At 64.6% G+C, this 21627-nt stretch carries 21 protein-coding genes and 1 other RNA gene; 20 read left to right on the forward strand and 2 right to left on the reverse strand.

From position 1 onward, the window contains the following. The first annotated feature begins 78 nt into the window (after nt 1-78). From Q0799_RS11350 to Q0799_RS11365, 4 genes are all read left to right on the forward strand, one after another. Entirely contained in the window at nt 79-561 is a 483-nt protein-coding gene (locus Q0799_RS11350) for an Lrp/AsnC family transcriptional regulator (protein ID WP_298398398.1), read from the forward strand. 60 nt (nt 562-621) lie between these two features. After that, nucleotides 622-1287, forward strand: coding sequence for a thiopurine S-methyltransferase (locus tag Q0799_RS11355; protein ID WP_298398400.1), 666 nt, complete (start codon nt 622-624; stop codon nt 1285-1287). A 30-nt stretch (nt 1288-1317) separates the two neighbouring features. After that, nucleotides 1318-1699, forward strand: an RNA gene (rnpB, locus tag Q0799_RS11360) — RNase P RNA component class A. 17 nt (nt 1700-1716) lie between these two features. After that, complete coding sequence (locus tag Q0799_RS11365; RefSeq protein ID WP_298398402.1) at nt 1717-2832, forward strand: class I SAM-dependent methyltransferase; 1116 nt, start codon at nt 1717-1719, stop codon at nt 2830-2832. 49 nt (nt 2833-2881) lie between these two features. Here the strand turns inward: Q0799_RS11365 and ahpF are convergent, their stop codons facing one another. Next, nucleotides 2882-4435, reverse strand: coding sequence for an alkyl hydroperoxide reductase subunit F (gene ahpF / locus Q0799_RS11370; protein WP_298398404.1), 1554 nt, complete (start codon nt 4433-4435; stop codon nt 2882-2884). Nucleotides 4436-4543: 108 nt separating this feature from the next. Further along, complete coding sequence (ahpC, locus tag Q0799_RS11375; protein ID WP_298398406.1) at nt 4544-5107, reverse strand: alkyl hydroperoxide reductase subunit C; 564 nt, start codon at nt 5105-5107, stop codon at nt 4544-4546. Between the two features lie 280 nt (nt 5108-5387). Here ahpC and Q0799_RS11380 point away from each other — a divergent pair, with 280 nt between their 5' ends. The 16 genes from Q0799_RS11380 (at nt 5388) to Q0799_RS11455 (ending at nt 21622) form a co-directional block, all read left to right on the forward strand. Beyond that, the gene (locus tag Q0799_RS11380; protein ID WP_028994327.1) at nt 5388-5687 is read left to right on the forward strand and encodes an HU family DNA-binding protein; all 300 of its coding nucleotides are present in this window, start codon (nt 5388-5390) and stop codon (nt 5685-5687) included. 57 nt (nt 5688-5744) lie between these two features. Then, on the forward strand, nt 5745-6170 hold the full coding sequence (locus Q0799_RS11385) for a hypothetical protein (RefSeq protein ID WP_298398408.1): 426 nt from the start codon (nt 5745-5747) through the stop codon (nt 6168-6170). A 29-nt stretch (nt 6171-6199) separates the two neighbouring features. Continuing rightward, the gene (locus tag Q0799_RS11390) at nt 6200-7363 is read left to right on the forward strand and encodes a UbiH/UbiF family hydroxylase (protein ID WP_298398410.1); all 1164 of its coding nucleotides are present in this window, start codon (nt 6200-6202) and stop codon (nt 7361-7363) included. 9 nt (nt 7364-7372) lie between these two features. After that, complete coding sequence (locus Q0799_RS11395) at nt 7373-8110, forward strand: DsbC family protein (protein ID WP_298398412.1); 738 nt, start codon at nt 7373-7375, stop codon at nt 8108-8110. Between the two features lie 319 nt (nt 8111-8429). Continuing rightward, nucleotides 8430-8876, forward strand: a complete 447-nt coding sequence (gene mraZ, locus Q0799_RS11400; RefSeq protein ID WP_298398414.1) for a division/cell wall cluster transcriptional repressor MraZ — start codon at nt 8430-8432, stop codon at nt 8874-8876. Beyond that, on the forward strand, nt 8873-9799 hold the full coding sequence (rsmH, locus tag Q0799_RS11405; protein ID WP_298398416.1) for a 16S rRNA (cytosine(1402)-N(4))-methyltransferase RsmH: 927 nt from the start codon (nt 8873-8875) through the stop codon (nt 9797-9799). The genes mraZ and rsmH overlap by 4 nt, the downstream gene beginning before the upstream one ends. Continuing rightward, nucleotides 9799-10074, forward strand: a complete 276-nt coding sequence (gene ftsL / locus Q0799_RS11410; protein ID WP_298398418.1) for a cell division protein FtsL — start codon at nt 9799-9801, stop codon at nt 10072-10074. Before rsmH ends, ftsL begins: the two co-directional genes overlap by 1 nt. After that, nucleotides 10074-11822 (forward strand): penicillin-binding protein 2, encoded by a 1749-nt coding sequence (locus tag Q0799_RS11415; RefSeq protein ID WP_298398421.1) that lies wholly within the window; start codon nt 10074-10076, stop codon nt 11820-11822. Before ftsL ends, Q0799_RS11415 begins: the two co-directional genes overlap by 1 nt. Next, nucleotides 11822-13297: a UDP-N-acetylmuramoyl-L-alanyl-D-glutamate--2,6-diaminopimelate ligase gene (locus tag Q0799_RS11420; protein WP_298398423.1), complete on the forward strand. Its 1476-nt coding sequence runs from the start codon at nt 11822-11824 to the stop codon at nt 13295-13297. The genes Q0799_RS11415 and Q0799_RS11420 overlap by 1 nt, the downstream gene beginning before the upstream one ends. Continuing rightward, entirely contained in the window at nt 13294-14661 is a 1368-nt protein-coding gene (gene murF, locus Q0799_RS11425) for a UDP-N-acetylmuramoyl-tripeptide--D-alanyl-D-alanine ligase (protein WP_298398424.1), read from the forward strand. The genes Q0799_RS11420 and murF overlap by 4 nt, the downstream gene beginning before the upstream one ends. After that, the gene (mraY, locus tag Q0799_RS11430; protein WP_298398426.1) at nt 14661-15764 is read left to right on the forward strand and encodes a phospho-N-acetylmuramoyl-pentapeptide-transferase; all 1104 of its coding nucleotides are present in this window, start codon (nt 14661-14663) and stop codon (nt 15762-15764) included. The genes murF and mraY overlap by 1 nt, the downstream gene beginning before the upstream one ends. Beyond that, on the forward strand, nt 15765-17117 hold the full coding sequence (murD, locus tag Q0799_RS11435) for a UDP-N-acetylmuramoyl-L-alanine--D-glutamate ligase (RefSeq protein WP_298398428.1): 1353 nt from the start codon (nt 15765-15767) through the stop codon (nt 17115-17117). Next, nucleotides 17114-18277, forward strand: coding sequence for a putative lipid II flippase FtsW (gene ftsW / locus Q0799_RS11440; RefSeq protein ID WP_298398430.1), 1164 nt, complete (start codon nt 17114-17116; stop codon nt 18275-18277). The genes murD and ftsW overlap by 4 nt, the downstream gene beginning before the upstream one ends. Continuing rightward, nucleotides 18274-19332, forward strand: coding sequence for an undecaprenyldiphospho-muramoylpentapeptide beta-N-acetylglucosaminyltransferase (murG, locus tag Q0799_RS11445; protein ID WP_298398432.1), 1059 nt, complete (start codon nt 18274-18276; stop codon nt 19330-19332). Before ftsW ends, murG begins: the two co-directional genes overlap by 4 nt. Then, nucleotides 19329-20720, forward strand: a complete 1392-nt coding sequence (murC, locus tag Q0799_RS11450) for a UDP-N-acetylmuramate--L-alanine ligase (RefSeq protein WP_298398434.1) — start codon at nt 19329-19331, stop codon at nt 20718-20720. Before murG ends, murC begins: the two co-directional genes overlap by 4 nt. Continuing rightward, nucleotides 20717-21622, forward strand: a complete 906-nt coding sequence (locus Q0799_RS11455) for a D-alanine--D-alanine ligase (RefSeq protein ID WP_298398436.1) — start codon at nt 20717-20719, stop codon at nt 21620-21622. Before murC ends, Q0799_RS11455 begins: the two co-directional genes overlap by 4 nt. The last annotated feature ends 5 nt before the right edge of the window (nt 21623-21627 follow it).

The following is a 21627-nucleotide window of genomic DNA, read 5'->3' on the forward strand; positions in this document are numbered from 1 at the left end:
AAAAGCGCCCGGCAGGTGCTTGCGTTTTGTGGCATGATTTGCAGCTAATTTGGCAGAAAATTGCGTATATATAAAATCATGAGCAATTCATTAACGATTGATCGCTACGATCGGCAAATTCTCGGCGTTCTGCAGCAGGATGGTCGGATCAGCAACCAGGAACTGGCCGACCGCATCGGCCTGTCGCCGTCGCCCTGCCTGCGTCGGGTGCGCACGCTGGAGGAGGCCGGGTTGATCGCCGGCTACCGCGCCCTGCTCGACGCAAAGAAGCTCGGCCTGACGCTGATGGCGCTGATCGGCATCTCGATGGATCAGCACACGCCGGAGCGCTTCGCCAACCTTGAGGCGACCATCTCGGACATTCCCGAAGTGCTCGAATGCCTGCTGATCACCGGCCAGCAGTCGGATTACCAGCTCAAGGTCGTTGTCCGCGACATGGACGCCTACCAGGACCTGCTGCTCAACAAGATCACGCGCATCCAGGGCGTCACCGGCGTGCACACCAGTTTCGTCTTGCGCAAGGTGGTCGACCGCACCGCGCTGCCGCTCGATTTCGCCTGATCGGGCCGGGGTGGCCTGGGAAACGGTGTTAGTCTCGGGGTTTCCCGTCAAGGAAGCGCCATGAGCAGCCCCGACAACGAACTCTGGCAGCAATCCTGGCGCGATGGCCGGATGGCCTTCCACCAGGCGGAAGTCAATCCGCTGCTCGCGCATTACTGGTCCAGCCTCGGCCTGTCGCCAGGGGGTACGGTCTTTGTGCCCCTGTGCGGGCGCAGCCTCGATCTCGTTTGGCTGGCCGAACAGGGGCACCAGGTAGTCGGTTGCGAACTGAGCCCGGTCGCCGTCCGCGATTTTTTCCGCCGGCAGCGCCTGACGCCGAAACGCACCGCGCTGGGGCCGCTGACGCTGTGGCAGCACGGCGCGATCCGCATCTATTGCGGCGATTTCTTTGCGCTGACGCCGGAACATCTCGGCACCATCGCCGCCGTCTATGACCGCGCCGCGCTGACTGCACTGCCGGAAAGCGCGCGCAGCGGCTATGTCGAACACCTGCGCCGGCTGACGCCGGAAAATTGCCCGGTTTTCCTGCTGACCGCAGAAGACCCGGAAGAAGGCGAAACCGACGACCGCTTTCCCGAAATCTCCGGCGAGATCACTCAGTTGTACCGCGCCCGCTTCGCCATCGATCTGGCGCATTCGGAGCGCCGTCTGGAAACCCGGCGCGAGGCCGACGGCAATCCGCCGCAATGCATCGAATTGCGTCTTTATCGCCTGCTGCCGTATTGAGTGCCCGACGGCGCGTATAATCCGCGACGGAAAGTCGGCCAGGCAATCGCTGGACACGCAAGTGTCGGGAGGAAAGTCCGGGCTCCATTGGGCAGGATGCCAGCTAACGGCTGGGTGCTATAAGTCGCAAGACGAAGGCAACGGAAAGTGCAACAGAGAGTAGACCGCCGATGGCGTCGCAAGACGCACAGGTAAGGGTGAAACGGCGAGGTAAGAGCTCACCGCGTCCACGGTAACGGCGGACGGCTTGGTAAACCCCATCCGGAGCAAGACCAAATAGGGAAGCATTAGGCGTGGCCCGCGCTGCTTCCGGGTAGGTTGCTTGAGCCTGTCGGTGACGGCAGGCCTAGAGGAATGATTGCCGAACCTCGCGAGAGGGGAACAGAACCCGGCTTATCGGCCGGCTTTCCACCACTTACAATGCTATCCATGAGTCCCTTCATCGAATGGTCGGAGAACGGCCAGACCCGCCGCGCCCGTTGGCGCTCCGAAGCCGGCCTGGCGGCGCCGCAGTCGCTGGAAGTCGTCGACGACAGCCTGACCGCCGATGCGGCGTTTGCTGCCCTGCGCGACGGTTGTGCCTTGCTCTGGCGCGGCGACTGGATGAATGGCCGGCGACTGATGCAGGAACTGACCCGCCGCGCCGACCGCCATTTCGCTTTCAAGGCGGGTGAGGAGCGCAGTTTTGCTGCGCACCGCCAGCGCCAGGGGCAGCGTGCCGCCTTGCTGTCGCGCCTGCTGGTGCCGCTCGGCCCCGACTACAAGCTGTCGCTGCGTCGTGCCCAGGATGTCCGCACGGCGTGTCGCGAAGCCTGGGGCAAGCCCGACGGCTGCAACAGCGTGCTTGCGCTGCGCGAACTGCTGGCGGTGATCAGCGCCCATGAGTGGCGCAAGAAAGGCGTGCCGGTGGCCGCCGTCGGCGGCAGCATCCACCCGCATTACGGCGTCTTCTCGCCGGTGCGCGGCGAATACGTCGATCTGGTCGCGCAGGCGCCGCTGCCGCCGGGTTGCGATCTGGCTTTCGACATCGGTACCGGTTCCGGTGTGCTCGCCGCCGTGCTCGCCCGTCGTGGCCTGAATGTCGTCGCCACCGACATGGCGCCGCGGGCGCTGGCCTGCGCCACGGAAAATCTCGAAAGACTCGGCCTGGCTGAGAAAGTCAGCGTCGTCGAAGCCGATCTCTTTCCCGATGGCCGGGCGCCGCTGGTCGTCTGCAATCCGCCGTGGCTGCCGGCACAGCCGACTTCGCCGGTCGAATATGCGGTCTACGATCCCGATTCGCGCATGCTGCGCGGCTTCCTCGACGGCCTGGTGGCGCACCTGGCGCCGGGAGGTGAGGGCTGGCTGATCATGTCGGATCTTGCCGAACACCTCGGACTGCGCAGTCGCGCCGACTTGCTGCAATGGGTCGAGAATGCCGGCCTGGGCGTGCTCGGCCGCATCGATACCCGACCGACGCATGGCAAGGCGCAGGATCGCAGCGATCCGCTGCATGTCGCGCGGGCGCAGGAAATCACGTCCCTGTGGCGGCTCGCCGCACAATGAAAAAACGGCCGACTGAGCAGTCGGCCGTTCGCTTCGGGCAAGCAGCCGGTCAGCTGCGGATCAGGTGATCGAAAGCACTCAGCGAAGCCGTTGCACCGGCGCCCATGGCGATGATGATCTGCTTGTACGGCACCGTCGTGCAGTCGCCGGCGGCAAAGACGCCGGGCACCGAGGTGTGGCCCTTGGCGTCAATGACGATCTCGCCGAACTTCGACAACTCGACCGTGCCCTTCAACCAGTCGGTATTCGGCAAGAGGCCGATCTGAACGAAGATGCCTTCGAGTTCGAGATGGCGCTCCTCGCCGGAAACGCGGTCCTTGTAGTTCAGGCCATTGACCTTCTGGCCGTCGCCGGTGACTTCGGTGGTCTGCGCCGACTTGATCACGGTGACATTCGGCAGGCTGAACAGCTTCTTCTGCAGCACCGCGTCGGCGCGCAGCGTGTCGGCGAATTCGAGCAGGGTCACGTGGCCGACGATGCCGGCCAGATCGATGGCCGCTTCAACGCCGGAGTTGCCGCCGCCGATCACCGCCACCCGCTTGCCCTTGAACAGAGGGCCATCGCAGTGCGGGCAGAAACACACGCCCTTGGCCTTGTACTCCTTCTCGCCGGGCACGTTCATTTCGCGCCAGCGGGCGCCGGTCGCCAGGATCACCGACTTCGACTTGAGCGAAGCGCCGTTCTCCAGTTGTACCTCGACCAGACCGCCTTCTTCGGCCGCCGGAATCAACTTGGCGGCGCGTTGCAGGTTCATCACGTCGACCTCGTAGGCCTTGACGTGCTGTTCGAGTGCGGCGACCAGCTTCGGCCCTTCGGTTTCCTTGACCGAGATGAAGTTCTCGATGCCCAGCGTATCCATCACCTGACCGCCGAAACGCTCGGCCAGCACGCCGGTGCGGATGCCTTTACGCGCCGCGTAGATGGCGGCGGCGGCACCGGCCGGCCCACCGCCGACGACGAGCACGTCGAAGGCGGCCTTGGCGGCCAGTTCCTCGGCGGCGCGGGCGGCGGCACCGGTATCGACCTTGGCCAGGATTTCCTCGATCAGCATGCGCCCGGCGCCGAACTCCTCGCCATTCAGGTAGGTCGTCGGCACGGCCATGATCTGCAGTTCGTTGACCCGGTCCTGGAACAGCGCGCCGTCGATCATCGTGCTGGTCACGTTCGGGTTGAGCACGGCCATCAGGTTCAGCGCCTGCACCACGTCGGGGCAGTTGTGGCAGGACAGCGAGATGAAGGTTTCGAAATTGAAACGGCCTTCCAGGCCCTTGATCTGGTCGATGACAACCTGCTCGACCTTGGGCGGATGGCCGCCGGTCTGCAGCAGGGCCAGCACCAGCGAGGTGAATTCGTGGCCCATCGGCAGGCCGGCAAAGCGGATGCGCGGCGCTTCGCCGGGAATGCCGACGGCGAAGGACGGGCACAACGGGTTGCCGTTGTCTTCGCGCAGGCTGACCTTGTCCGAGCAGTCGAGAATGTCGTTGAGCAGGGCGCGCATTTCCGCGCTCTTGGCGCTGCCGTCGAGTGTGGCGACCAGTTCGACCGGACGTTGCAGGCGTTCGAGATAGGCCTTCAACTGGCCCTTGATGGCGGCGTCGAGCATGGTGTTCTCCCTGATTGATTTTATTGGACTGCACTGGAAAGCGGCCGGGCGGCCGCTTTGCGGTGAAATCCGCGCCGCGCCCGAAAGCGCGGCGGGTTTTCGTGGAGCTTAGATCTTGCCGACCAGGTCCAGGGACGGAGCCAGGGTCTTCTCGCCTTCCTTCCACTTGGCCGGGCAGACTTCAGCCGGATGGGCGGCGACGTACTGGGCAGCCTTCAGCTTGCGCAGGGTCTCGGAAACGTCGCGGGCGATGGCGTTGTCGTGCACTTCCATGGTCTTGATCACGCCTTCCGGGTTGATCACGAAGGTGCCGCGCAGCGCCAGGCCGGCTTCCGGAATATGTACGCCGAAAGCGTTGGTCAGCTGGTGCGTCGGATCGCCGATCAGCGGGAACTGGGCCTTGCCGACGGCCGGCGAGGTCTCGTGCCAGACCTTGTGCGAGAAATGGGTGTCGGTGGTGACGATGTAAACTTCGGCGCCGGCCTTCTGGAACTCGGCGTAGTTGTTGGCGGCGTCTTCGATTTCGGTCGGGCAGTTGAAGGTGAACGCAGCCGGCATGAAGATCAAGACGGACCACTTGCCCTGCAGGTTGGCTTCGGTGATTTCGACAAACTTGCCGTTGTGGAAAGCCTGGGCCTTGAACGGTTGAACCTGGGTATTGATGAGGGACATTGGGTTTCTCCTGTGTGGGTTGGGTTTTGCAACGGAAGCAATATTAGGATGGCGAACCTTATTGATCCAATTGATTGCTTAAATATGGTACATAGCTGAGCGCTATTTTTGTCAATCGTTATGGCATCTACCCGGTGCCGGGGATGCAAAAAAACCCGCTGAATGGCGCGGATAGGGGCAGAAGGGGTAACACGAACCGGGAAAGGTGTGCTACTTTTATCCCGCTGCCGTTAGAACGGCCAGTTTTCTTAACTTGATTGAAGTAACAGGAGGCACTTAGATGAATAAATCCGAGCTGGTCGAAGTTGCTGCACAAGAAGCTGGTATTACCAAGGCCGCCGCAGACAAGGCGCTGTCGGCCATCATCGGCGCGGTCGTTAAAGCCGTGTCCAAGGGCGAGTCGGTGACGCTCGTCGGTTTCGGTACTTTCAAGTCCGCGCCGCGCGCTGCACGTACCGGCAAGAATCCGAAGACGGGCGCAACGTTGAAGATTCCGGCCACGACGGTGCCGAAGTTTACGGCGGGGACGGCATTCAAGGCTGCTGTTGCACCCAAGAAAAGCGCTGCCAAGAAGAAATAATCGTGGTTTCAACCAATGCGGGGGCCGTCATCGACGGGCTCCGCTTTTTACTTTGCAATGAACAATCCGAACAGCGACATCCAGATCGAAGACACGCCGGCTGAGGCCGAATCGACCGAAAACCCGACCGTCGAGGTCCAGCAGCCGGAATTCCAGCCGCTCGACATGCGCCGCCGGCTCCGCGAACTGCTGTCGGTTCCGGAACGGGACCGCAGCGACGAAGTGTGGGACGAAATCATCGAGCTGGAAATCCAGCTGGCTCCGGGGAACCGCATTTCCGGCGGTGAATCGCCGTCCGGCGGCGGGCAGCAGCGTCACAACCAGCCCCGGCATGGCAACAAGCCCGGTGGCGGCCATCCGGGTGGCGGCAATGCCGGTCCGGCAGCCGGTGCGCAACAGAAGAAACATCGTCCGCGGACCAAGAACAATCGTCGTCCGCGTCAGGGTGGCAAGCCCGGTGGCGGTGCCGGCGAAGCGGCCTGAGCCGCGAAAACGCCTCGGCCGGGTACGGCATGCAACACTTTGATCTGATCATCGTCGGTGGTGGTCTGGCCGGTGCCAGCCTCGCCGTCGCCTTGCGCAACAGCCGCCTGCGCATTGCCCTGGTCGAGACGCGGCCGCCGCAGCGTCCGGACGGCTGGGATGCACGGATTTATGCAATCAGCCCGGCCAATGCCGAATTCCTGGATGGAATCGGCGTCTGGAAACACCTCGATCCGGCGCGCGTGGCGCCGATCAGCGCCATGCAGGTACGCGGGGATGCCGGTGGCTCGCTCGAGTTTTCGGCATTCCAGACCGGGGTTCCCGATCTCGGCACCATCCTCGAATCCTCGCTGATGGCCTGCGAGCTGTGGGAGAGCCTCAAGCGCCAGGCCAATCTGCAATTGTTCGTCGGGCAGCGTCCGGCGGCGCTCGAATTTCGCGAGGAAGCGGCGCTGCTGCGCCTTGAAGACGGCCAGGTTCTCGCCGCGCCGCTGCTCGTCGGCGCCGATGGTCGCGATTCCTGGGTGCGTGAAAGCGCCGGGTTGTCGGCGATCAACAGTCATTACGGCGAAAAAGGCGTGGTCGCCAATTTTTCGACCGAAAAAAATCACCGGAACATCGCCTGGCAGTGGTTCCGGGACGACGGCGTGCTGGCCTGGCTGCCCCTGCCCGGGAACCGTATTTCCATTGTCTGGTCTACCCCGGACGAAGCGGCGGATGCCTTGTGCGCCCTGCCTGCCGAAGCTTTTGCGCAGCGTGTTGCCGAGGCCGGCGGTCATGTGCTCGGGGCGCTGGAACTGATCACGCCGCCGGCAGCTTTCCCGTTACGCCTGATGCGGGTTCCGGAAATCGTCGCGCCGCGGCTGGCTCTGGTCGGCGACGCCGGGCACGGAATTCACCCCTTGTCCGGCCACGGCATCAACCTGGGCTTCCAGGATGCCCGCGAACTGGCTGATCGGTTGCTGGCTGCGGGGCCCTGGGAAGATATCGGTCAGTTGCGTTTCCTGCAGGGATATCAGCGCGCCCGGCGCGAGGAAATCCATCTGTTGCAGACGACAACCGACACTTTGCGCCGGCTGTTTGCCAGTCCGTCGCCGTTGCTGCGCCCCTTGCGCAACCTGGGCCTGGGATTGACCGACCGTCTGCCCGTGGTCAAGAGTTTTCTGGTCCGTTATGCCCTTGGGGCCATTTAGGAGAATCGAATGCTGGTCAAAACCCTGTCTGCCTTCCTCTTGTCGTTGCTGGCCATCGGCTGCTCGGCGAATGCCAACGAAGCCGAAATCCGCAAGACGGTGGAGGCCAAACTGGGAATCAAGGTCGACAGCGTGACCCGTTCCGGCTATTTCGGCCTGTACGAGATCTACGCCGACGGTAACCTGTTCTATACCGACGACAAGGTGACGGCGATGCTGGTCGGCGGAGACGTGATCCGTTCGCCGCATGCGATGAACCTGATCGATCTGAAGAACAATCGCAATGTGACCGATGAGCGTTTACGTCAACTGACCGCGATCAAGTTCTCCGATCTGCCGCTGGAGCAGGCGATCAAGCAGGTCAAGGGCGACGGCAAACGCGTGCTGGCCACCTTCGAGGACCCGAACTGCGGTTACTGCAAGCGTCTGGCCAAGGATCTGCAGAAGCTTGATAACGTGACCATTTACACCTTCCTGCTGCCCATCCTGTCCGAGGATTCGCTGAAGAAGTCGCGTCAGATCTGGTGTTCCGCCGATCGCCTCAAGGCCTGGAATGACTGGATTCTTGACGGCAAGACGCCGGGCGGCCGGGATAATTGCGATACCACGGCGATCACGCGTAACCAGGAGTACGCACGGCGTCTGAACATCACCGGTACGCCGACCCTGTTCTTCGCCGACGGCGAGCGGGTACCCGGCGCGGTGCCGCTCAATGTGCTGGAGCAGAAGCTGAAGCAGCAGAAGTAAGTTTTTTCCGACCCTTCGGGGGTCGCGTCGGCGGCATGTGTCCGTTCCTCGAGAACGGCGCATGCCGTTTCTTTTTCCCCACAAAAAACCACTGGCCGGCATGTCATGCGGGTTGTGTTTGTGCGCGCAAAACTCCTGATGTTTCACTTTAACTAGCGTTTTCCTTGTATTGATTTTTAAGGGTTTTTTGCCTCTAAAAATTTCTCTGCAAAGCCCGCTAAGTCATTGTTGCGTAAGAAAAAATTCCCTGTTTTTCTATTGACGCGCCTGCTTTGTTGTTCTAAAGTGGGTAAACGTGTTGAAAAGTGGGTAAACGGGGATGTTCGAGGGGGCTGCGGCACTCAATCTGGATGCGAAAGGACGGCTTGCCATACCGGCAAGGCATCGTGACGTCCTGCTCGCGGCCGGTGAGGGCTCGCTGGTGCTCACCGCGCATCCGCATCGCTGCCTGTTGCTTTACCCGGCGCCCGCCTGGCAGCCGATCCGCGACCAAATCCTGAAGGCATCCAGCCTCGATCCGCGGGCAGCGGCGATCAAGCGCGTGATGGTCGGCAATGCCCGTACCGAAGCGCCCGATTCGGCCGGCCGCCTGCTGATTGCGCCGGAGTTGCGCACCTATGCCCAGTTCGAGAAGACCGTTTATCTGGTCGGTATGGGCAGCCATTTCGAAATCTGGAGCGAGGCGGGCTGGCAGCAGCAGAACGACCTTGCGGCCGAGGCGCTTACGGGCGACCTGCCGGCCGGTCTCGGGGATCTTGTGCTGTGAGTTCCGGCGGCGCCCATGTCACGGTGCTGCTCGACGAGGCGGTGGATTCCCTGGCAATCAAACAAGACGGTGTTTACGTGGACGCCACCTTCGGGCGGGGCGGCCACAGCCGGCGCATTCTGTCGGCACTTGGCGATAGCGGTCGTCTGGTTGCGCTCGATCGCGATCCGCAGGCGATTGCTGCCGGGGCGGCCATGGCTGATCGGCGCTTTCAACTGGTGCACCGGGCCTTCGGCGAATTGGCCGAGGCGGCGGCCGAGGCCGGCGTGGCGTCGGTCGACGGAATTCTGTTTGACGTAGGGGTGTCGTCGCCGCAAATCGACGACGGGGAGCGCGGCTTCAGCTTCCGCTATGACGCGCCGCTCGACATGCGTATGGATACGACGCAGGGCGAGACGGCGGCCGAATGGCTGGCGCGGGCCGAATTGAGGGAAATTACGGAGGTCATCAAAAATTATGGCGAAGAACGGTTTGCTTTCCAGATTGCAAAGAAGGTTGTGGCTGCTCGGGTCGAACAACCAATTGTCACAACAGCTCAGTTCGCGGCCCTCGTACGCGAGGCCGTGCGCACCCGTGAGCCAGGGCAGGACCCGGCGACGCGCAGCTTTCAAGCTCTACGGATTCATATCAATCAAGAGCTCCGCCAGCTGGAGGTAGTCCTGCCGCAGGCGCTTGAGCTGCTCAAGCCCGGTGGCCGGCTGGTCGTCATTTCCTTCCATTCGCTCGAAGACCGCATCGTGAAGAACTTCATGCGCGCCCAGTCGACCGCAGATTCCCTGCCCAAGGGTTTGCCGTTGCGCGCCGACCAGTTGCCGCAGCCCAAGCTGCGCCTGATCGGCAAGGCGATCAAGCCGGGTGCCGCCGAGGTCGCGGCAAACCCGCGCGCGCGTAGCGCGGTGATGCGGGTCGCGGAGAAGGTCTGATGTTCCGTCTCAATCTCTTTCTCCTGTTGATCGTCGTGTTCTGTGCGCTGGCCGTGGTCACCTCGCAGCATCGCGGTCGCAAGCTGTTCCAGGCTCTCGAGGCGGAGCAGGAGAAGGTGCGCCAGCTCGATATCGAGTTTGGCCAGCTGCAGATCGAGATGTCGACCTGGGCGACGCATCCGCGGGTCGAGAAGATCGCCCGCGAGCGGCTGCGCATGGTGGTGCCCCCGCTGCAGCAGGTGTCGCGGCCGGTGCCGGTCGGGGAGGTGCGCTGATGGTCGTGCGCCGTCGTCCGCAGCGCGGGCATCGCTACACGGAAAGCCCGATCCTGGAGCTGGCCCTGCAGGGCTGGCGTTCGCGCATGGTCGGCCTGTTGCTGATGGCGGCCTTCCTGGTGCTGCTGATGCGCGCCTTCTATCTGCAGGTGATCAACAACGATTTCCTTCAGGAAAAGGGTGATTCCCGTTATCTGCGCGACATCGAGATTTCCGCTTCGCGCGGCAAGGTGACCGACCGCAATGGCGACATGCTCGCGGTGTCTACGCCGATGCGCTCGATCTGGGCGATTCCGTCTGACGCGCGGACCATGAGCGGCGAGCAGAAGCGCCAGCTGGCCGAACTGGTCGAACTGAAACCGCGCGAACTTGATGCGCGCCTGGCTTCGGAAAAGAATTTCGTCTTCGTCAAACGCCAGGTGCCGCCGCAGGTTGCCGAGCAGATCGCGGCGCTGAAGTTGCCCGGCATCCACCAGGAAAAGGAATACCGCCGCTTCTATCCGGCCGGCGAGATGACCGCCCATCTGGTCGGCTTTACCGGCGTGGACGACAAGGGTCTGGAAGGCGTCGAACTGGCCTTCCAGCAGGCCTTGCTGGGCCGTGCCGGGGCGCGCACGGTGATTCGCGACCGGCGCGGCAACATCATCGAGGATGTCGGCGCGACCCGCCCGCCGCGCGATGGCAGCGATGTCGTGCTGGCCATCGATTCCAAGATCCAGTATCTGGCCTACAGCCACCTGAAGGCGACGGTGACCGAGAGCAAGGCCAAGGGCGGCGGGGTCGTGGTGCTCGATACCCGCACCGGCGAAATCCTGGCGCTGGTCAATTGGCCGACCTACAACCCGAACAACCGTGCCCGCCTGTCCGGCGAGCAACTGCGCAACCGCGCGGTGACCGATACTTTCGAGCCGGGGTCGACGCTGAAGCCGTTCACCGTGGCCCTCGGCCTGGAAAAGGGCAAATACCGCTACGACACCGTGGTCGACGTCTCGCCGGGGCGGATCAACATCGGTCGTGCAGTGATCAGCGACGTGCATCCGCACAAGGAACTGACGGTGGCGCAGATCGTCCAGAAGTCATCGAACGTCGGCACCACCAAGATGGCCCTGAGCATGCCGCCCGAGGCGATGTGGGAGATGTTCGATAATCTTGGCTTCGGCAAGTCGCCGCAACTGGGTTTTCCGGGCGAGGTTGGCGGCCGGCTGCGGGCGTGGAAGAACTGGCGGCCGATCGAGCAGGCGACCATGTCCTACGGTCACGGTATCTCGATGAGCCTGATCCAGTTGGCGCGTGCCTACACCGTGTTTGCGCGCGACGGCGACATCGTGCCGGCTTCGCTGCTGCGCGTCGATGCGCCGGCGGTTCGCGGTCAGCCGGTGTTTTCCGCGCAGACCGCACGCGAACTGCGGGCCATGCTGGAACTGGTCGTGATGCCCGGCGGTACCGCCCTGAAGGCGGCCGTGCCGGGTTACCGGGTCGGCGGCAAGACCGGCACCGCACACAAGCTCGAAGGTGGCGTGTACGCCAACAAGTACATCGCCTCGTTTGTCGGCATCGCGCCGATATCCAATCCCCGCCTGGTGGTCGCCGTGATGATCGACGAGCCGTCGGCGGGGCAGTACTACGGCGGCCAGATTGCCGGTCCGGTGTTTTCCGGCGTGATGGGTGGGGCGCTGCGCACGCTCGGCGTACCCCCCGACGCGCCGGTTCAGGTGGCTGCATTGAATGAAGACAAGGGGCGGATGTGATGACGCCGCGTGAAATTCTCGATCGTCTCGAAAGTCTCGGCATCGAGCCGAGCGGTATCGCCGACGACAGCCGGCAAGTGCGTCCGGGCGACGTGTTTCTGGCCTATCCCGGCGATCTGGCCGACGGTCGTGTCTATATCGCCGACGCGCTGGCGCGCGGAGCGCGGGCCGTGGTCTGGCAGCCGGGCGGCGACTTCGTCTGGAATCCGGCGTGGGCAGTACCCAACTTCGCCGCCGATGCCCTGCGGCCGCTGGCCGGTCCGCTGGCGCACGCGATCTACGCGCATCCGAGCGAGGGCATGTCGTTGATCGCAATCACCGGCACCAATGGCAAGACCACGGTCAGCCAGTGCATTGGCCGGGTTTATCCGCGTCCCTGCGCGGTCATCGGTACGCTGGGCGCGGGTTTCCCGGACGAATTGACGACGACCGGTTTCACCACCCCGGAAGCGACGACGCTGATGCGTTACCTGGCCGATTTCCGCGTCCGCAAAGCCGCAGCTTGTGCGCTCGAGGCGAGTTCGATCGGCATCGAGGAAGGGCGGATGAACGGCCTGCGTGTCGATGTCGCGGTGTTCACCAACCTGACCCGCGATCACCTCGATTACCACGGCAGCATGGAAGCCTACGCCGCCGCCAAGGAAAAGCTCTTCCTGTGGCCGCGTCTGCGTACTGCTGTGATCAACCTGGACGACGATTTCGGTGTGCACCTGATGCGCGAGACGACGGCCATGCGCGCCATCGGTTATTCGGCGCAACCGCCGCGGCGCGATTTCCCGGCGCTGGTGCGGGCTGAAAACCTGGTCGATACGCCTTTCGGTCAGCGTTTCGAGATCGTGCTGCCGAACGGTCGGGCCATGGTCGATACGGCGCTGGTCGGTCGCTACAACGTCTCCAACCTGCTCGCCTGCGCCGCCGTGCTGCACGACGCCGGCGTGATGCCGGCGGAAATCGGCCGCCGCCTGTCCGAACTGACGCCGCCGCCGGGGCGCATGGAGCGTCTGGGCGGTGTCGGTGAGCCGTTGGTGGTCGTCGATTACGCGCACACGCCGGATGCCCTGGCCAACGCGCTGGGCGCACTGCGGCCGCTGGCTGACGTGCGCGGTGGCAAGCTGGCGGTGGTTTTCGGTTGCGGTGGCGACCGCGACAAGGGCAAGCGCCCGCAGATGGGCGGTGTCGCCGAAGCCGGCGCCGACCGCGTCTTGGTCACCAGCGACAACCCGCGCAGCGAATCGCCGGCAGAAATCATCGAAGCCATCCTGGGCGGCATGGTACACGCCGAGGTCGAGCCCGACCGCGCGCAGGCGATCCGCCGCGCCATCGGCGAAGCTGCCGATGCCGACGTGATCCTGCTGGCCGGTAAAGGGCACGAGGACTACCAGGAGGTTGGCGGTCAGCGCCTGCCATTCTCCGACATGGCCGAAGCGCAGGCGGCATTGAACCTGCGTCGCCAAGGAACTGAGGTGGCCGCATGATCGCCTGGCAACTATCGCAAGTCGCCGCTGCCGTCGGCGGCCGTCTGCTCGGTGCCGATTGCCGGATCGCCGGCGTATCCACCGACACCCGGGCGGTGACAGCCGGTCAGCTGTTCATCGCTTTGCGCGGCGAGCGTTTCGACGCCCACGATTTTCTGGAGACAGCTGTGACTGCGGGCGCCGCCGCGCTGCTCGTGGCCGACGCAGCCCGTGTTCCTGCCGGCGCATCGGCCGTGCTTGTCGACGACACCCGGCTGGCGCTCGGTCGCCTGGCGGCTGCCTGGCGCCGCCAGTTCTCGCTGCCGGTGATCGCCGTCACCGGTTCCAACGGCAAGACGACGACCAAGGAAATGATCGCCGCCGTCCTCAAGGTGGCATTCGGTGAGGCGGTGCTGGCCACGCGCGGCAATTTCAACAACGACATCGGTTTGCCGCTGACCTTGCTTGGTCTGGACGCCACGCATCGCGCCGCGGTGATCGAGATGGGCATGAACCATCCCGGCGAGATCGGCTATCTGACGCGCATCGGTGCGCCGACGGTGGCGTTGGTGACCAACGCCCAGCGTGCCCACCTCGAAGGTATGGGCGGCCTTGACGAGGTGGCCCGCGAGAAGGGTACGATCTTCGCCGGCCTGCCGGCCGACGGTGTTGCCGTGATCAACGCCGACGACGCCTACGCCGGTTTCTGGCGCGAGCAGGTCGGTGCGCAGCCGGTGCGCAGCTTCGGCATCGACCAGTCGGCCGACGTCCGCGCGAACTTGCGCCAGCATGGCCTGGAAACCTTGGTGACGCTGACTGCGGCGGAAGGCGAAGTCGAATTCACGCTGGCCATTCCCGGTCGTCACAATGCCTGCAACGCGCTTGCCGCGGCTGCCGCCTGCCTCGCCGCCGGTCTGCCGCTGTCGGCCGTGGCCGAGGGCCTGGCCACCTTCGGTGGCGTCAAGGGGCGGCTGCAACTGCGCCAGGGCCGTAACGGTGCGCAGATCCTCGACGACACCTACAACGCCAATCCGGATTCGGTGCGCGCCGGTATCGACGTGCTCGCCGCGACCATCGGCCGCAAGGTGCTGGTGCTCGGCGACATGGGCGAGATCGGCGAAGCCAGCGGCCAGTACCACGACGAGATCGGCGGCTACGCCAAGAGCCAGGGCATCGACCGTCTGTTCGCGCTCGGCGACGCCAGCCAGCAGGCCGTGCGCAACTTCGGCGAAGGCGCCCGTCACTTCTGCAATGTCGACAAGCTGATCGGCGCGGTCGACAAGGAACTGGGTCCGGACACCACCGTACTGGTGAAGGGCTCGCGCTTCATGAAAATGGAACGGGTGGCCGACGCGCTGGCCGTTGCTTCCGGGGAGAACCTCTGATGCTTCTGGCCTTAGCCCAATGGCTCGCGCAGGACATTCGCTTTTTCAATGTCTTCAACTACATCACGCTGCGTACCGTGTTGGCGACGATGACCGCCTTGCTCATCTCATTCGCCGCCGGCCCGCGCGTGATCCGCTGGCTGGCCGCCAAGAAGATCGGTCAGGCGGTGCGCACCGACGGTCCGCAGACGCATCTGGTCAAGTCGGGGACGCCGACCATGGGCGGCGTGCTGATCCTGATCGCCATCGGCATCACCACGCTGCTGTGGGGCGACCTGTCCAACAAGTATGTGTGGACCGTGCTGGTCGTCACGCTCGGCTTCGGCATCATCGGCTGGTACGACGACTGGAAGAAGGTCGTTTACCGTGATCCGAACGGTCTGGCCAGCCGCTGGAAGTTTTTCTGGCAGTCGGTGCTCGGCGCCGGCGCGGCCCTGTTCCTGGCCTTCTCGGCGACGTCGACGGCGCAGACCGAACTGATCGTGCCCTTCTTCAAGAGCATCGCCTATCCGCTCGGCATCGTCGGCTTCATCACCCTGACCTATTTCGTCATCGTCGGTACCAGCAACGCGGTCAACCTGACCGACGGGCTGGACGGTCTGGCGATCATGCCGACGGTGATGATCGCCGCCGCGCTGGCGATCTTCGCCTATGTCACCGGTAACGCGGTGTATGCCAAGTACCTGCTGATTCCCTACGTGCCAGGCGCTGGCGAACTATGCATCCTGCTCGGCGCGATCGCCGGCGCCGGTCTCGGCTTCCTGTGGTTCAACGCCTACCCGGCCGAAGTCTTCATGGGCGACGTCGGCGCGCTGGCGCTCGGCGCCGCGCTCGGTACCGTCGCCGTCATCGTCCGCCAGGAAATCGTGCTGCTGATCATGGGCGGTGTCTTCGTCGTCGAGACGCTGTCGGTGATGCTGCAGGTGTCGTGGTTCAAGTACACCAAGAAACGTTTCGGCGAGGGCCGGCGAATACTGCGCATGGCGCCGCTGCACCACCACTTTGAACAAACGGGCTGGAAGGAGACGCAGGTTGTCGTCCGCTTCTGGATCATCACCATCATGCTGGTCCTGATCGGGCTGGCAACCTTGAAGCTGCGTTAAATGGAACTCAAGGGCAAACGCGTTCTGGTGATCGGGCTCGGCGAGTCCGGACTGGCGATGGCCAAATGGCTGCATCGCCAGGGCGCGTGCGTCCGTGTCGCCGATTCGCGCGACAACCCGCCCAACGTCGATGCGCTGCAGGCCGTCGCCCCGGGCGCCGAGCTGCTCGCTGGCGCCTTCTCGGCCGCCACCTTCGCCGGCTGCGAAGTCGTCGCGCTGTCGCCGGGCGTGGCCAAGGCGACGCCGGCGATCGCCGCCTGCGGCCTGCCGCTGATCTCGGAAATCGAATTGTTTGCCGCCGGCGTGCGCGGGCAGGTGGCAGGCTCGCAGATCGTCGCCATCACCGGCAGCAACGGCAAGACCACGACCACCGCGCTGACCGCCCACCTGCTCAACGGTGCCGGTGTGCCGGCCATCGCCTGCGGCAACATCTCGCCGTCGGCGCTCGATGCGCTGATGGATGCGCAGGATGCCGGCAATCTGCCTGCGGTCTGGGTGCTCGAACTGTCGAGCTTCCAGCTGGAAACCACGCATCACCTGAATGCCGCGGCGGCTACCGTGCTCAACCTCTCGGAAGACCATCTCGACCGCTACGACGGTAGCCTGGCCGAATACGCGGCGGCCAAGTCGCGCGTCTTCCAGGGCAAAGGCGCGATGATCCTCAACCGCGACGATGATTGGTCGATGGCCAACGGCCGCTGCGGTCGCAAGATGGTCACTTTCGGCCTCAATGCGGCGCCGCGCGGGACCGACTACGGATTGGTCGACGGCGCGATCGTGCGCGGCGGCGAGGCGCTGGTCGCGTTGGCCGACCTGCAACTGAGTGGTCTGCACAACGCCGCCAACGCGATGGCCGCACTGGCCTTGTGCGAGGCCGTCGGTGTTGCGCCGCAGCGCCTGATCGAACCGCTGAAGGCATTCCGCGGCCTGCCGCATCGGGTCGAAACCGTCGCCGAGATCGGCGGCGTGTTGTATGTCGACGACTCCAAGGGCACCAACGTCGGCGCCACGCTGGCGGCGATCGAGGGCATGGGGCGCAAGGTCGCCATCGTCCTGGGCGGCGACGGCAAGGGCCAGGACTTTTCTCCGCTCAAGGCGGCACTGGCCGAGCACGGCCGTGCGGTCGCGCTGATCGGCCGCGACGCCGCGGCGATCGGCATGGCCATCGAAGGTAGTGGCGTGCCGACCTGCATCGTCGGCGACATGGAAGCCGCCGTGCGCTGGCTGACCGCCCGCGCCGAGCCGGGCGACTGTGTGCTGCTGTCGCCGGCCTGTGCCAGCCTCGACATGTACCGCAACTACGCGCACCGCGCGCAAGCCTTCATCGACGCGGTCGGAGGGCTGAAGCCATGATGCTGTCCGCGCTCGACTCGCCGCGCCAGCAACTGGCCGAAATCGACCACGCCTTGCTGTGGTCGGCGCTGCTGCTCCTGCTCGGCGGGCTGGTGATGGTCTATTCGGCGTCGATCGCAATTGCCGAGGCCGGCCGCTTCACCAACAACCAGCCGGCCTACTACCTGATCCGGCACACGATTTTCCTGTGCATCGGGCTGGTCGCCGGCGCGGTCGCCTTCCAGCTGCCGCTGACGGTGTGGCAGAAATATGCGCCGGTGCTGTTCATGATCGGCGTCCTGCTGCTGGCCATCGTGCTCATTCCCGGCATCGGCAAGGACGTCAATGGCGCCCGTCGCTGGCTGCCGCTCGGCTTCGCCAACCTGCAGCCGTCCGAACTGATGAAACTGTTCGCCGTGCTCTACGCGGCCGACTACACGATCCGCAAGATCAACGTCATGCACGACCTGAAGCAAGCTTTCCTGCCGATGTTCGGCGCGATGGCGCTGGTCGGCATCCTGCTGCTCAAGGAGCCGGATTTCGGCGCCTTCGTCGTGATCATCTCGATCGCCATGGGCATCCTCTTCCTCGGCGGGTTGAAGGCACGCATGTTCGCACTGCTGATCGTCGGCCTGCTGATCGCCTTCGCGATCATGATCATCGTCTCGCCCTACCGGCGTGACCGCATCTTCGGCTTCATGGACCCGTGGGCCGATGCCTTCGGCCGTGGCTATCAACTCTCCCATTCGCTGATCGCCTTCGGTCGCGGCGAACTGTTCGGCGTCGGACTCGGCGCCAGCGTCGAGAAACTGTTCTACCTGCCGGAAGCACATACCGATTTCCTGCTTGCCGTGATCGGCGAGGAACTGGGTTTCGTCGGCGTACTGACCGTGATCGCACTGTTCGCCGTGCTGGTCCAGCGCGCCTTCGCCATCGGCCGCCAGTGCGTGCAACTCGACCGCCTGTACCCGGCATTGGTCGCCATGGGCATCGGCATCTGGCTGGGCGTGCAGTCCTTCATCAACATGGGCGTGAACGTCGGCCTGCTGCCGACCAAGGGCCTCACCCTGCCGCTGATGAGCTTCGGCGGCTCGGGCATCCTCGCCAACTGCGTGGCACTGGCCATTCTCCTGCGGGTGGATTGGGAGAATAGGCAATTGATGCGCGGAGGGAAGTTATGAGCAAAACCATCATGATCATGGCCGGCGGTACCGGCGGCCACATCTTCCCGGCGCTGGCCGTCGCCCACAAGATGCGCGAAGCCGGCTGGCGGGTCGTCTGGCTGGGCAACCCGGAGGGCATGGAGGCCCGCCTGGTGCCGCAGCACGGTTTCGAAATGGTCTGGGTCAAATTCTCCGCCCTGCGCGGCAAGGGCCTGCTGCGCAAGCTGCTGCTGCCGGTCAACCTGTTGCGCGGCTTCTGGCAGGGCTGGCAGGCGATCCGCCAGGTCAGGCCGGATGTGGTGCTGGGCATGGGCGGCTACATCACGTTCCCGGGTGGCATGATGGCGGCGCTCGCGGGCGTGCCGCTGGTACTGCACGAACAGAACTCGGTCGCCGGGTTGGCCAACAAGGTACTCGCCGGCGTTGCCGAGCGCATCGCCACCGGTTTTCCGGACGTGCTGAAGAAGGGCATCTGGCTGGGCAATCCGGTGCGTCCGGAAATCTCCGCCGTGGCGCCGCCGGCCGAGCGCTTTGCCGGGCGCGAGGGCGCACTGCGCGTACTGATCATCGGCGGCAGTCTGGGCGCGCAGGCGCTCAACGAAGCGGTGCCCAGGGGCATGGCCCTGCTGGCGGCCGACCAGTTGCCGCAGATCGTCCACCAGGCCGGCGAGAAGCATATCGACGCGCTCAAGGCGGCCTACGCGGCGGCCGGGGTGCAGGCGCACTGCGTGCCGTTCATCGAGGACATGGCCGGCGCCTACGAATGGGCCGATCTGGTCATCTGCCGCGCCGGGGCGTTGACCGTGGCGGAACTGGCGGCGGTCGGCGTGGCCAGCATCCTGGTGCCCTTCCCGCATGCCGTGGATGACCACCAGACCGGCAATGCCCGTTTCCTGGTCAATGTCGGCGGCGCCTTCCTGCTGCCGCAAAGCGAACTGACGCCGGAAGCCATCGCCCTGATCCGCAACTATTCGCGCGGCCAGCTTCAGGAAATGGCGGAAAAGGCCCGCAGCCTGGCCAAGCCGGAGGCCACGCTGGACGTGGTCAATCTCTGTACGGAAATTGCCAAATGAAGCACAAGGTCAAACACATCCACTTCGTCGGCGTCGGCGGTTCGGGCATGAGCGGCATCGCCGAGGTGCTCGCCCACCTCGACTACACGGTCAGCGGTTCGGATATCGCCGCCAGCGCGACGACGCGCCGCCTCGAAGGCGAGGGCGTGCGCGTGACCATCGGCCATGCCGAAGAGAACATTGCCGGTGCCGACGCCGTCGTCGTGTCGACGGCGGTCAAGGAAGACAATCCGGAAGTCGTTGCCGCCCGTGAGAAAAAGATTCCGGTCGTCCCGCGCGCCCAGATGCTGGCCGAACTGATGCGTCTGAAGCGCGGTATCGCCATCGCCGGCACCCACGGCAAGACGACGACGACCAGCCTGGTCACCAGCATCCTGGCCGAAGGCGGTATCGATCCGACCTTCGTCATCGGTGGCCGCCTGAATGCCGCCGGCGCCAACGCCCGCCTGGGCAGCGGCGATTTCCTGGTGGCCGAGGCCGACGAGTCGGATGCATCCTTCCTGTTCCTGTCACCGGTGATCTCGGTGGTCACCAACATCGACGCCGACCACATGGAGACCTACGGTCACGATTTCGAACGGCTCAAGGGCGCCTTCGTCGATTTCCTGAACCGCCTGCCGTTCTACGGCGTCGCCGTACTTTGTGGTGACGACGCCAACGTGCGCGCGATCATGCCGCAGGTGGCCAAGCAGATCGTCACCTACGGGCTGAGCCCGGAATCCAATTTCTACGCCGAGAACGTCGTCGCCGACGGCGGCCAGATGCGCTTCACCTGCGTCCGCGTCAATGGCACGACCTCGCGTCTCGAGATCACGCTGAACACGCCGGGCATGCACAACGTGCTCAATGCGCTGGCGGCGATTGCCGTCGCCACCGAAGTCGGTGTCGCCGATGCGGCCATCGTCAAGGCGCTGGCCGAGTTCAAGGGGGTTGGCCGCCGTTTCCAGCGTTACGGCGAAGTCGCCCTGCCGGCGGGCGGCAGCTTCACGCTGGTCGACGACTACGGCCACCACCCGGTCGAAATGGCGGCGACGCTGGCCGCCGCTCGCGGCGCCTTCCCCGGTCGCCGCCTGCTGCTGGCTTTCCAGCCGCACCGCTACACGCGCACGCGCGACTGTTTCGAGGATTTCGTCAAAGTGTTGTCGACGGTCGATGCCTTGTGCCTGGCCGAAATCTACGCCGCCGGCGAAGCGCCCATCGTCGCCGCCGACGGCCGTTCGCTGGCCCGCGCCTTGCGCGTCGGTGGCAAGGTCGAGCCGGTGTTTGTTGAAGATATCGCGGCAATGCCGCAAACGATCATGGATGTCGCCCGCGATGGCGACGTGGTACTGACCATGGGCGCCGGTTCTATCGGTGCGGTGCCCGGCAAGCTGGTGGAAGGCAAATGAGCGGTTTCGGCAAGGTCGCAGTCCTCTTCGGCGGAACTTCCGCCGAGCGCGAGGTTTCCCTGAACAGCGGTTCGCGCGTGCTGGCCGCATTGCAGGGCCAGGGTATCGATGCCCACGCCTTCGATCCGGCCGAGCAGCCGCTCGATGCGTTGAAAGGCTACGACCGTGCCTTCATCGCGCTGCACGGCCGCCACGGTGAAGACGGCACGATCCAGGGCGCGCTCGAGGTCATGCACATCCCCTATACCGGCTCCGGCGTGCTCGCCTCGGCGCTGGCCATGGACAAGTTCCGCACCAAGCTGATGTGGCAGGCAGCCGGGCTGCCAATCCCGGAATACGCGCTGCTGACCGCCGATTCCGATTTCGCCGACATCGAGGAAGAACTCGGCTTGCCGCTGTTCGTCAAGCCGGCGCGCGAAGGTTCGTCGATCGGCGTGACCAAGGTCAAGACGCCGGGCGAACTGAAGGCCGCCTATGTCGAAGCGGCCCGCCACGATCCGCTGGTGATCGCCGAAAAGGGCGTGATGGGCGGCGAATACACGGTCGGCATCGTCGGCGACGAGGTGCTGCCGATCATCAAGATCGAGCCGGCGACCGAGTGGTACGACTACGAAGCCAAGTACAACCGCGACGACACCCAATACCTGTGCCCCTGCGGGCTGCCCGAAGCCAAGGAAATGCAGATCCGCGCCCAGGCGCTGGAAGCGTTCCGGATGCTGGGCGGTCGCGGCTGGGGGCGCGTCGATTTCCTGATGGACGAAGACGGCAATCACTACTTCCTGGAAGTGAACACGGCGCCGGGCATGACCGATCACTCGCTGGTGCCAATGGGCGCCCGGGCGGCCGGCATGGACTACCCGGCACTGGTGCGTCGCGTCCTCGAACTGGCGGCCAACGACTGAGACGA

This window comes from uncultured Azonexus sp., from assembly GCF_937982035.1.
Classification (GTDB): Bacteria; Pseudomonadota; Gammaproteobacteria; order Burkholderiales; family Rhodocyclaceae; genus Azonexus.